Here is a 12,856-nt window from a genome sequence, read left to right on the forward strand (position 1 = left end):
GTTCGAGATGACAATTATAAGTTTTAATTTCAGTGAGACCCGTTGATGAAGAGAAATGTTGCTTCAGGGTTCAATGCTCTCGTAACTAATGGATTGTCTCACTCTTTCTGCAGCGTAATGATGGAAATATTGGGCGGGGCTTCGTACCGAATGGGAGCCAGGGTAAATCCCAGGCCGTTATTCACGTTGATCGGCAAACCATTTTCGTTGTAAAGTCCCTGAACGTATTTGGTTTCTTGCTGGGATGCTGAAAAATTCATTCCCATAAATGGCACATGTATTTGTCCGCCGTGGGTATGCCCGGATAGCACAAGATGGTAGTTCTGTTGCTGGGCTTTCGCTATTAATTGATCGTTGACTTGGTGGGATGCAAATATCTTTAGCGCGCTATCGGAAGCGCTTTTCGTCAGTGAATCTACGGTGGAGGAATCTGATTGCTTGCTGTATACTTCGGTAACGCCGGTAATGGTAATTTTGGTGGTACTGTCAATTTGGATGGTGTAATTTTCATCCTGCAGAAGTGGAATACTTTGATTATTCAATGCCTTTTTAACATGAGGTACACCGGCCCAGTAATCATGGTCACCGACGATGGCTATGGTTCCGTATTTTGATTTCGCTTTGCCCAATTCTTCTGCCGACATCTCAATAAAGTCGGTACCGTAGGAAATGAGATCGCCGGTAAAAATAATAAGGTCCGGATTTTGGGTGTTTATTTGCTGAATGTAATTCCGGATCTCGTTACGACCGGTGTATTCGTCACCTTGGATATCGGAAATATGAACGATTTTTAATCCTTGGAGCGATTTGGGCAGGTTTTCTACGGGAATGGTATGATGCTTTGCTTGCACTTGGGTTGTGTGGAGGTAGGTTTTTGTTGCAGTAAACAGGAATATAGTTGCGAATAGTGCTACGATCAGGTGAGGATGCCACCGGCTAATCACGTTTTTATCCCCATAAAAATAGTTTGTGATTACTTTGATGAGATCGGTGACTATGACCCAGGTTGCAAGCTGAAATACGAATATGAGTCCAAACCAGAACCAGTAGACCAAAGGTTGGGGATAGCTGAGCAGGTCGATGGTACTGGTAGTGTAAAAGTCGATTAGGGCAATGAGCGGATAGGCGTAGAATGTTAGTAGGATGATGGGTATGATTGCCCGTTTTTGGGAGTGGGATTTGAGGTTTGCGTAATAGCTAAATGATAGGTAAAGTTGGACGGGTAGCATGAGCAGTGCTACCACGAGTGTCATCCTAAGGAGCCAGGGCACGTTCTAGTAATTTATTTGGTTATTATTTTTTCTGAAACTTTTATGTGATAATGACTTACGTAATATTCATCAAATATACATTTTGTGATGGCTAAACAACAAGGGAATAGGAGAACGTTTAAAGAACTTTGTGCTGATTATGTACTAAATATTCTTGATCAGGATGAGCGCATGCGGTTTGAGGAAATGCTGGATGAGGCGACAGAAGAGGAACGGGAATTGTATCAGCAGATGCGCACGAAAGGAAATGAGCTGTTATTTTCTGAAAAGGATGATCCTTCGCCGGATGAGCTGAGAGAGCAACTGCTTTCAGAGGTGGAGGACGGGAATGAGCAGGAGACGGATCGTTCTTCGGAACAAATGGAGGTTGCCTCGGATGAAAAAGTTGTAGATGAAACTGATGATAATGGAGAAACCTATGTATCTCTTACATTAGTAACATCAATTGTTTTGGGTTTTATTTGTTTAAGCCTGGTATTTTATGCTTTTTCGCTGCGTTCGGAGATTAGTACCCAAGAGAGTACTATTACAGACCAAGAGGAGGAGATAGCTGATCTTGAAAATGAGATGAATGAGCTGCAGCAAATGCTTGCGGTGATAGATTCTCGTCAGCTGCATTTGGTGAGGTTGTTGGGCATGGAGGCAAATCCCTTTGGATATGGCAATGTAATTTGGGATTCCCAGAATAACAGGGCTGTTGTCCGGCTTGCCGAGCTGCCGTCTCCGGAAGAAGATGAGCAATACCAGTTATGGGCTATTTTTGATAACAAAGCCGTAAATATCAGCTCATTTTCTGTGGATGGTAATGGAGATGCATTATTTATGACTGAAAATCTGGATGGTTTGGATAGGCAAAAGGATTTTTCTTTTGCCGTTACGCTGGAGACTGATGGCGAATCGTCTCAACTAAATGGCGAAATGCACCTTATGGGAAGCTTTAGCGGACAATAATTGGTAACTAGTAATGAGTATTGAGAAGTGTTGATCCTCAATACTCATTACCCATTTCTAAACTTTATTGCTTACTCATTTTTTGAAAGAGGTAATCTTGAAAACTGAGTACTTTAACGCCTGATGGAACTTGAACCATGGCTTTGGCAATAGAAGAGGTATTTACTTCGGTAGTTTCTAACTTTGATACAAGCTGATCGTTTTTAAATACTTCTACCTTAAGTGGAAAATATTTCTCTTTGAACACGAGGTTAGTAGGCAGGCTACTGATAATAGTTTCAGCACTGCCGCTCCATGATTCAGCCAGCATGCCCCAGTTTACATCGAGCTGATTCGTCATCCATACTTCGGTATGTTCGTTGGGTTCTTCATCATCCCGAAAAATAAATTTGTCTGCCTGGTATCCGTGAATAGTTGCTGATTCACCGGTGCGTTCGTAATCAACATCATCGGCTTTGCCAGCTGCTTTGTTTGCACTCTGGCCATTTTCAAACATGTTCATCATGGAGGTGATATCGGATTTAGAAATTTTGAGGGCTTCATTATCACCGGTTAGAAACACAAAATCTTCAAAGTCGAGCCGAACAAGTACTCCTTCTGTTTGAATGGATTCCATAAATCCATATTCCTTTTTGCCCTGCAATAGAATGCGGTCGGGGGTTATATACAATGTGAAATTATCGTCTTTTTGCTCAACTCCTTCTGATGTATAGTTGTAGCTGTTAAAGGTTATTTTGCCCTCGAATTGTGCCGAAGCAGGCTGTTGACTAAAAGAGGCAACTAAGAGCATGGCCGAGAGATAATAGGACGCTTTTTTCATGATCAAAAAAGTTTAGGTAAATAATTGAATTATGCTTTTTTACATCAAAAACAAATACAAAGTTTCGCTAAAAATAAAAAGCCTGCCCAAATTAACGAGCAGGCTAGATAACGTTTGGCAACTACAAAGATTATGCTTCTTGTAGAACGTTGGTATCCACATTTACTTTATGGATCCAGCCACCGCCGACAACATCATCACCTTCGTAACAGACTACTGCCTGTCCGGGTGTAATAGCTTCTCGTCCGGTGGGGAAGGTAACTTCGATTTCGTCATCACCCAACTGTTTTAGTTGGCCAACAACGCCGTCATCGTTATAGCGGATTTTTCCGGTAATTTCCATCTTGCCGCCGGGTACTTCCCCGTACTTACTTAAATTGATATTTTTGGCTTTGCATGTAGTAGCTACTAGATCCTCTTTTTCACCAATGGTAATGACATTTGTTTCGGGATCTATATCGGTGACATACACGCGTTTGCCAAGCGCTAGATCCAAGCCGCGGCGTTGGCCTATAGTGTAAAAGGGATACCCTTCATGTTCGCCTACGATGTTTCCATCCTGATCAATAAACTTACCGCCTTTGACGCGTTCTTCAAGTCCATCAACACGATCTTTTAGGAAACGGCGGTAATCATCATCAGGGACGAAGCAGATCTCGTAGGAGTCGGGTTTGTCGGCTACTTTTGTGAGACCAAATTCTTCTGCCATATCGCGAATTTCAGTCTTTTCATAGCTTCCCAGTGGAAAGATAGTACGTGCCAAGTGCTTTTGCTCAACACCCCAAAGTGCATACGACTGATCCTTTTTGGGATCGAGCCCTTTGGAGATTACATATCGTCCGTTTTCTTCGCGCACGTTGGCATAATGTCCCGTAGCAATATAATCACATCCAAGGTTGTCGGCGCGGCGTAACAGTGCGGCCCACTTAATGTGCGTATTACATAGCACACAGGGGTTGGGCGTGCGCCCACTCATGTAGTCATCCACAAAACGATCGATAACCCAGTCGCCAAATTCGTCACGGATATCTACGATAAAATGCTTGAAGCCATGGTTGACGGCAATCTGTCGTGCGTCGTTCATGGATTCAAGGGTGCAGCATCCGGTTTCTTTATCAGATTTGCCGCCTACACGGGAATAATCCCATGTTTTCATCGTAATTCCGATGACATCATATCCTTGTTCTTTGAGCATAACAGCTGCAACAGAGGAATCTACGCCTCCGCTCATAGCTACTAATACTCTTCCTTTGCTACTCATGGTACTGGTTGAATTCTAAAAGTGTGAATGAACCTCGAAGATAAGGTTTTTTTATGTATTTCTTATGAAGAGAATTTGGCTTACTTATCGGAGATATCTCAGAGATATTACATGTATAGGTAGGGTTTCCAATCCTCCTGAACGCCACCAAGGATAGATTGTAGAAAGGTAATATGGATGGGACGAAAAGGCTTTTGCTTTAACGGCATTTCCGCTTCTTTGGGCGTACGGTTTCCCTTTTCAACATTGCAAGTATTACAGGCTGTTACTAGGTTCTCCCACGTGTCTTGGCCACCACGGCTTTTGGGTAACACATGATCAATCGTAAGATTTTTTGATGAACCGCAATACTGACAGGTTTTATGGTCGCGTTTCATAATATTATGGCGAGACAAGACGATCTGGTTATAGGGGATGTTGATGTATCGCCGCAATCGGATTACTGAGGGATAAGAAAAATCCTTTGAAACGGTACTGATGGTTCGCTCGGGATAGTCATGAACCATTTCGGCTTTATCTAAGAATAGAAGTTTAACCGACCGATGTACCGAGCAAATACTTAATGGTTGATAATCTTTATTTAATACCAGAACATTCGCGTCCATAGCATTTAAATTATTATTACAGTAATGAGATTAACAATAAAAAGAGGTTATAACGTTTATCTACATGTTTAATGTGTAGAATCAACATTAAATTTTATTCAAATGCAACATGCTGTTATGTATCAATAAGGGAATGATGTTATATTATTTATGTTGTAATGGCAGAAAGTTTTTTTGATATGATTCTCAAATCTTACCTATATCATCTGATAATTTTTTTATACCTTTCTGTCTTTTAAAAATGACTATCAGGCAATCAATGTCATGATAGATTTATAGCATTTAACAGTAACAAGATCAGATTACTTTTAATCTCAATTTATGCCATACAATAAAAATATGTACACCACCGGTTATTACAAAGAGCCGGGGCCTAAACTTGATGAAGAATCCCCTTTTGAATCGATGTTAGAGCGTTTCCGTTTTGCTGCGGAAGTGCTTGAGCTTGACGAAGGAATGTTCCAATATTTAGCAAGTCCTGTTAAACAGGTTATTGTTTCCATTCCTATTGTTATGGACAGTGGAGATATTCGTGTTTTTGAAGGGTATCGTGTTATCCATAATAACTTACTGGGGCCTTCTAAAGGCGGCATCCGTTATGCTCCGGATGTAACCCTTGAAGAGGTGAATGCATTAGCCGCTTGGATGACCTGGAAATGTGCAATTGTAAATGTACCATTTGGTGGAGCTAAAGGTGGTGTACGTGTTGATCCTAAACAGCTTTCGGATGGGGAGTTGGAGCGGCTGACACGTCGTTATACGGCGAATATGCTCGAGGTGTTTGGTCCCGATCGTGATATACCTGCCCCCGATATGAATACTAACGAGCAGGTTATGGCATGGGTGATGGATACCTACAGTATGAATGCCCATAAAACAGAAACGGCTGTAGTGACTGGCAAGCCTATCATATTGGGTGGTTCGCACGGACGTAAAGAAGCAACGGGTCGTGGCGTGGTAACGGTTACATTGGCTGCACTTAATAAGATGGGGATATTGCCTAATAAATGTACCGTCGCTGTTCAGGGATTTGGTAATGTAGGCTCTGTTAGTGCTAAGTTGATGTATGAACAAGGTGCCAAGGTTATTGCTATTAGTGATATCTCCGGTGGTTATTACAATGAAAACGGAATAGATATTCCAGCTGCAATAGAGTATGCACAAAATAATGATAATTCACTTGAGGGATATACTGAAGCCGAGAAGATCACCAACGACGAGCTGTTGCAGATGGAGTGTGATGTATTAATCCCGGCGGCTAAAGAAGATCAGATCAATAAAAAGAACGCCCCTAATATTAACGCCAAAATTATTGCCGAAGGTGCAAACGGTCCGGTGACAGCTAATGCCGATTCCATCCTCGAAGATAAAGGCATTATGGTAGTGCCTGATATTCTTGCAAATGCAGGCGGTGTTACGGTTTCCTACTTTGAATGGGTGCAGGATCGCCAGGGATATTTCTGGACTGAAGAGCGCGTAAATCGTCGTCTTAACAGGATGATGCGCAATGCATTCGATAATCTATTTGAAGTGCGGAACCAATATGATATTACGCTGCGCCAAGCTGCTTATGTGTTTGGAATTAATAAAGTAGCTATGACGCTGAAACTGCGTGGATTATACGCATAGTAGTTTTTCGCACTATGGGGATGTTTAAGGAAAGACATCCCTGATTATATCTTTCATTTATGTCAAATCGTGATACTAAAAAACTTGTTTTGGATTCCAGGTTTGAAGAGATGGAACGGTTGGAGCCGTTCATCAAAGAACTTAAACAGTGGGCTGATATTGATGATGAGGATTCCAGCCGGATTATGCTTGCGCTTAGCGAAGCTGTGAATAATGCAATTATGCACGGCAATAATGAGAATCCGGAGAAACAAGTTGTAGTGCTTTCAACGTTTGATGAGGAAAATGAGATTCTTACTATCAGTGTTGAAGATGAAGGCGAAGGATTTGATCCTGAAGAAATTCCCGACCCTCTAAAAGAAGAGAACTTATTAAATGAAAGCGGAAGAGGTGTTTATCTGATCAAGCAGTATGCCGATGAGCTACAATTTTCAAAAGGCGGCTCTAAGGCTACCATTTTTTTTCAGTTAGATAGTTGACATCAGTTTTAAATAAAAAGGGCGATGAAGCGTAAACCTCATCGCCTTTTTTAATGGGACAATTTGTATAAGCTGTTAGTTCGTAAGCTGAGCTTCCAACTGTTTTTTAAGCTGAGCTTTAGGTACCGCTCCAACAATTTGATCAACTACTTCACCATTTTTGAAAATCAGCAGTGAAGGAATGCTTCGGATACCATATTTTGTAGATGTTTCAGGATTTGAATCAACATCTACTTTTCCAACTTTTGCTTTTCCTTCAAACTCTTCAGCCAGCTCTTCAACAACAGGTCCAACCATTTTGCAAGGGCCACACCATTCCGCCCAGAAATCTACCAGTACCGGTTTCTCAGCATCGGCATTAATTACTTCATCTTCAAAAGAGTCGTCTGTAAATTCGATTGCTTTACTCATAATATTTCTTTCATCAATTCATTAATTGTTATTAAAGTAATCCTTCAATTCAACGATGTTAATATCGGATAATATCACCCAATTATCACATCGTTTCTTATTATAGAATACATTATCAAAACTTATCTTACCTCCCGTTACCATTATAACGGTTTAGGGCAATGGCTTCTTTACCTACAATGGATTTTAGTCCATCCAGCAATTCTTCGTTGGGATCTACAACAAACTTGCGGACGTGCATAGCAAAAGGCCTTTTGGCTTCGCTGCTTAATACGTTGAAGCGTACATTTGTTTCTCCCTGATTTTCTCTGAAGAGTTGTGCCATCTGTTTCAGATCCTCCTCATCTACATAATTGGTATCGATATCCAGTTTAAGTTCAATCTGGTCCTGATATTTTTCGCGCATACTCTCGATGCGTTCAAAACCATTGGCAATAATCTGTAGTTTGCCACGGGATGAATCGAAGCTGCCGTCGACTACAACACGCGTATCTTCCTGAATCATGCCCAGGCAGCGATCATATACTTCATTAAAGACCACGACTTCCACATGTCCATGGCGATCTTCCATTTCCAGGAAAGCGAAGGGTCGTCCCTTTTTATCCGTAACACGATTAACCTTGGTGATGATACCGGCAACGCGTACGTCTGTTCCGTCGTTAAGCTGATTTAGTTTCTCGGCATCCAGCGTATGGGAGCAGAACATATTCACATCTTCTTGAAATTTATCCAGTGGGTGCCCACTCAGATAAAAGCCGATGAGTTCACGCTCCTTATTGAGTCGCTCAATGTTTGACCATTGATCAACGGGTTCCAGCTGAGGTTCGTCAATGGCAGTTGAATTGTCGCTACCATCGCCGAACAGATCTGATTGATTAGAGTTTTCCATTTCCTGTACGCGCGATCCGTAATTGAGCAGAATCTCCATATGTTGTAAAAGCTGTCGACGATTGGGATTTAGCTCATCAAAAGCACCGGCCTGGAAAAGGCTTTCCAGCGTTCTTTTGTTACAGACGCTGGAATCAACACGGCGCGCGAAATCATAAATGGAATCAAATTTTCCGTTTTCTTCCCGTTCTTTCACAATCTCTTCAACCACATTCGATCCTACGCCTTTAATCGCTTCCATGCCGTATTGGATGCGTTTCTCCACGGCCACAAACTTTCCTTGTCCGCTGTTGATGTTGGGCGGATCAACGGTGATACCCATGCGGTTACATTCCTCAATAAACTTCGACACTTTATCAATATCGCCCATGTTATGGCTGAGGACAGCCGCCATATATTCCGCGGGATAATTGGCTTTAAAAAAGGCCGTCTGGTATGCTACTACGGAGTAAGCGGCCGAGTGCGATTTGTTAAAGCCGTAGTTGGCAAACTCGGCCATGATGTCGAAAAGCTCTTCGGCTTTTTCTTCGGAGACCCCGTTGTCGATAGCGCGTTTTGTAAAAATTTCGCGCTGCTCATCCATCACCTTTTTCTTCTTCTTACCCATGGCGCGACGCAGCAAGTCTGCTTCGCCGAGTGAGTAATTGGCGATTTTTTGAGCCGCCTTCATAATCTGCTCCTGGTAAATCATGATGCCGTAGGTCGGCTTCAGGAGTTCTTCGAGGTCGGGGTGGGGATATTCTACCTCTGAACGCCCGTGTTTGCGGTCGATATATTCCGGAATAAACTGCATAGGGCCCGGACGATAGAGAGCGTTCATAGCGATCAAGTCATCCAGCTCGGTTGGCTTCAGCTGCTTAAGGTACTTACGCATGCCATCCGATTCAAACTGGAAGGTGCCAATAGTATTTCCTTTTTGATACAGCTCATACGTCTTTTCATCATTCTCGGGAATCTCATCCAGCTCGTAGTGGATTCCGTGATTATTTTCTACATATTTGATGGATGTTTTGAGAATGGATAATGTTTTTAGGCCAAGGAAATCCATTTTAAGCAAGCCGCATTCCTCGGCGTGCGGACCGTCATATTGGGTAATTAATTCCTTGTCTTTGGATAGGGCTACCGGTACATATTCGCTGATTTCACCCGGTGCAATAATTACTCCTGCTGCGTGGATCCCCGTTTGTCTCGCAGAGCCTTCGAGTGTGCGGGCAAAACGCATCATCTTTTGCACTTGCGGATCGGGATGATCAAAAAGTTGTTTAATATCTTTGGCTGATTCAGGGTTTCGGGAGGGATCCAGTACTTTATCAAAAGTGTTAAGACCCGGTTGATCGGGAAACAATTTCGTAATTCGATTTACTTCCTGCAGCGGTACTCCCAGTACGCGTCCCACATCACGGATAGCCGTTTTGGCCTTCATCGTACCGTAGGTTACAATCTGCGCAACTTTCTCGCGGCCATATTTTTCGACCACATAGTCAATTACTTCTTGGCGGCCGCTGTCATCAAAATCGATATCAATATCCGGTGGACTTACGCGCTCGGGATTCAGAAAGCGCTCAAACAGCAGATCGTGTCGCATGGGATCTACATTAATAATCCCCAAACAGTAGGCCACAACAGAACCGGCAGCCGAGCCACGTCCCGGACCGACGAAAACATCCCGCTTGCGAGCTTCAGTTGTGAAGTCCTGAGTAATTAGAAAATAGCCGGAGAAATCCATTCGACTTATAATGCCAAGCTCCTGTTCAAGACGTTCGCTAATTTCCTGGGTAATTTCTCCGTAGCGCTTTTTCGCCCCCTCATATGTCAAATGACGCAGGTAGTCATCCATCGAATCAAATTGATCCGGGATACTGTAATGCGGAAGTAACAACTCAGAGCTGAGGTCAATATCGTCGACCTTCTCAATGATCTCGTTGGTATTGTCGATCGCCTGAGGAAGATCACTGAACAACTCCTCCATTTCTTCAGGCGTTTTCAGGTAGAAATCGGTATTTAAGTTGTTGTTGTCATCCGTAAAACGAAACCGATTGGGATCATTGATGTCGGCATTCGTCTGCAGGGCAAGCAAAATGTCGTGAGCTTCCGAATCCTCCTCATTTACATAGTGGCAATCATTCGTCGCCACCATTTTCACATTGTATTCTTTCGACCATTTTACAAGGATTTCATTGCAGCGATCCTGATCATTTAGGCCGTGACGCTGTAGCTCAATGTAGTAATCATCTCCAAAAAGATTGAGATACCATTCAAAAATGGCGCGTGCTTCCTTTTCGCTTTTATTAATAATTGTTTGATTGATCTCGCTGGCAATACAGCAGGTTGTAGCAATAAGGCCTTCAGCATACTCGGCCAGCGTTTCTTTATCAATGCGTGGTTTGTAATAGAGTCCCTCGGTATATCCCAGCGAACATAGCTTAGACAAGTTTTTATAGCCCGTCATGTTTTTGGCCAGCAATACCTGATGGTATCGGGTGCGATCTTTTTTGTCGTCCATCCCCGAAGGAGTTACATAAAACTCACAACCAATAATAGGTTTGACGCCGTGTTTATTGGCCGTGTTGACGAACTCCGGCACCCCAAACATATTTCCGTGATCGGTAATGGCGATCCCGGGCATACCGTTTTTTTTGGATTTCTTGATAAGCTGATTGATGCTCGCGGCACCATCGAGCATACTAAACTGCGTGTGATTATGGAGGTGTGAAAAATTCATTCAGGAGGCTTTTCTTATGATCCTTGGATTGGAATAATAATACTATTCCTGACCGACAATATTAAGGCGTATTTTTAGATAATTTTCAAAAAATATTCATTCGGGTTTGAATGGTGAGCGGAAACATTCTATTTTTAGTTTTACCTAATCAAACTGATCTAATATGTCCACTAAATATATCTTCGTAACGGGCGGAGTTACATCTTCACTGGGAAAAGGAATTATTTGTGCGTCGCTGGGGCGTCTGTTGGTTGCACGCGGTTTGAACGTAACGGTTCAAAAGCTTGACCCATATATAAATGTGGATCCCGGCACGATGAATCCCTATGAACACGGAGAGGTTTATGTGACCGAGGATGGTGCGGAAACCGATCTCGATTTAGGCCATTATGAACGATTCCTGGATATAAAAACATCTCAAGAAAATAATGTTACCACCGGACGTATTTACAATGATGTCATCTCTAAAGAGCGTCAGGGCGCGTATTTAGGAAAAACCGTTCAGGTAATTCCGCATATCACTGATGAGATTAAATCACATATCGTTGAATTGGGTGAATCCGGTGATTATGATGTAGTGATTACCGAAATCGGAGGTACTGTAGGTGATATCGAAAGCTTGCCCTATATCGAAGCTGTTCGTCAACTGCGGTATGATGTGGGACGAGCGAACACGCTTTCCATCCATTTGACGCTGGTACCGTATTTGTCGGCAGCACGTGAGCTCAAAACCAAGCCGACACAGCACTCTGTTAAAACGCTTTCTGAAAGTGGTCTGCAGCCTGACATTATTGTAGCTCGTTCTGAGTATGCGCTTGATGATACTATCCGCAATAAAATTGCTCAATTCTGCAACGTCGAATACGACGATGTGATTGCATCGCTGGATGCCGAAAGTATTTATCAGGTTCCACTGTTAATGCAGGATGAGGGCTTGGACAAGCGAGTAATTAAGAAGCTAAAGCTGGATGCCGGTGAACCAGATCTGGAGCGATGGAAAGGATTTGTTGAAGCGGTGAGAAATCCATCTACCCAAATTTCTATTGCGCTTGTTGGCAAGTACGTAGAGCATCATGATGCTTATAAATCAATTGTAGAGGCGCTCATTCATGGAGGTGCGGTTAACGATTGTGAAGTGGATATTCGCTGGCTGCAATCGGATGATTTGACGGCCGATAATATTGCCGAAAACCTGGAAGATGTTTCGGGTGTTTTGGTTGCTCCCGGTTTCGGAGGGCGTGGCATCGACGGTAAGTTGGCTGCAGCTAACTATTCCCGTAAAAATGGAATTCCTTATTTTGGGATTTGCCTGGGAATGCAGTGTGCCGTCATTGAATTTGCGCGAAATGTATGCGGATGGGAAACTGCCAACAGTACAGAATTTGATGAAGATACTGAGTATCCTGTTATTGATTTGATGCCGGATCAAAAGAATATAGAAGACAAGGGCGGCACTATGCGACTGGGATTGTATGATTGCAAGATTAAAAAGGATTCCAAGACGTATGAAGCTTATGGCAAGGAACTTATTGAGGAGCGGCATCGTCATCGTTACGAGGTAAATAACAACTTGCGTTATAAACTAGTGGAAGACGGAATGAAGCTTGTTGGTTTTAATCCCGAACGCGATCTTGTTGAGATTATTGAATTGCCCGAACATCCGTGGTTTGTAGGCGTACAGTTCCATCCCGAATATTGCTCAACGGTAAACAATCCACAGCCGCTCTTTGTTGATTTTGTTAAAGCTAGCTTAAAACATGCTAAAGAGAATGATTTGGCTGAGCCCATTAAACGGGAAAAGGTTGTCATTAATTAATAG

At 42.8% G+C, this 12,856-nt stretch carries 10 protein-coding genes; 4 read left to right on the forward strand and 6 right to left on the reverse strand.

Annotated features, from left to right (window positions below):
• Positions 1–98: 98 nt before the first annotated feature.
• Positions 99–1,253 carry a metallophosphoesterase gene (locus U5J89_RS03945; RefSeq protein ID WP_322574304.1) on the reverse strand — a complete coding sequence of 385 codons (1,155 nt, stop codon included), beginning with the start codon at positions 1,251–1,253 and terminating at the stop codon, positions 99–101.
• A 105-nt stretch (positions 1,254–1,358) separates the two neighbouring features.
• Here U5J89_RS03945 and U5J89_RS03950 point away from each other — a divergent pair, with 105 nt between their 5' ends.
• On the forward strand, positions 1,359–2,222 hold the full coding sequence (locus tag U5J89_RS03950) for an anti-sigma factor domain-containing protein (RefSeq protein ID WP_322574305.1): 864 nt from the start codon (positions 1,359–1,361) through the stop codon (positions 2,220–2,222).
• A 64-nt stretch (positions 2,223–2,286) separates the two neighbouring features.
• On the opposite strand, the gene U5J89_RS03955 is transcribed toward U5J89_RS03950, so the two are convergent.
• From U5J89_RS03955 to U5J89_RS03965, 3 genes are all read right to left on the reverse strand, one after another.
• Complete coding sequence (locus tag U5J89_RS03955; protein WP_322574306.1) at positions 2,287–3,042, reverse strand: hypothetical protein; 756 nt, start codon at positions 3,040–3,042, stop codon at positions 2,287–2,289.
• Positions 3,043–3,172: 130 nt separating this feature from the next.
• Positions 3,173–4,303: a tRNA 2-thiouridine(34) synthase MnmA gene (gene mnmA / locus U5J89_RS03960; RefSeq protein WP_322574307.1), complete on the reverse strand. Its 1,131-nt coding sequence runs from the start codon at positions 4,301–4,303 to the stop codon at positions 3,173–3,175.
• 107 nt (positions 4,304–4,410) lie between these two features.
• Entirely contained in the window at positions 4,411–4,908 is a 498-nt protein-coding gene (locus U5J89_RS03965) for an HNH endonuclease (RefSeq protein ID WP_322574308.1), read from the reverse strand.
• Positions 4,909–5,229: 321 nt separating this feature from the next.
• Here U5J89_RS03965 and U5J89_RS03970 point away from each other — a divergent pair, with 321 nt between their 5' ends.
• Positions 5,230–6,537, forward strand: coding sequence for a Glu/Leu/Phe/Val dehydrogenase (locus U5J89_RS03970; protein WP_322574309.1), 1,308 nt, complete (start codon positions 5,230–5,232; stop codon positions 6,535–6,537).
• Between the two features lie 59 nt (positions 6,538–6,596).
• Positions 6,597–7,016: an ATP-binding protein gene (locus U5J89_RS03975; RefSeq protein ID WP_322574310.1), complete on the forward strand. Its 420-nt coding sequence runs from the start codon at positions 6,597–6,599 to the stop codon at positions 7,014–7,016.
• Between the two features lie 75 nt (positions 7,017–7,091).
• Here the strand turns inward: U5J89_RS03975 and trxA are convergent, their stop codons facing one another.
• The gene (trxA, locus tag U5J89_RS03980; protein ID WP_322574311.1) at positions 7,092–7,427 is read right to left on the reverse strand and encodes a thioredoxin TrxA; all 336 of its coding nucleotides are present in this window, start codon (positions 7,425–7,427) and stop codon (positions 7,092–7,094) included.
• 127 nt (positions 7,428–7,554) lie between these two features.
• Positions 7,555–11,037: a DNA polymerase III subunit alpha gene (gene dnaE / locus U5J89_RS03985; RefSeq protein WP_322574312.1), complete on the reverse strand. Its 3,483-nt coding sequence runs from the start codon at positions 11,035–11,037 to the stop codon at positions 7,555–7,557.
• Positions 11,038–11,200: 163 nt separating this feature from the next.
• On the opposite strand from dnaE, the gene U5J89_RS03990 reads away from it, so the two are divergent.
• On the forward strand, positions 11,201–12,853 hold the full coding sequence (locus U5J89_RS03990; protein ID WP_322574313.1) for a CTP synthase: 1,653 nt from the start codon (positions 11,201–11,203) through the stop codon (positions 12,851–12,853).
• The last annotated feature ends 3 nt before the right edge of the window (positions 12,854–12,856 follow it).

The sequence above is a fragment of the Fodinibius sp. genome (assembly GCF_034521915.1).
Classification (GTDB): domain Bacteria; phylum Bacteroidota; class Rhodothermia; order Balneolales; family Balneolaceae; genus Fodinibius.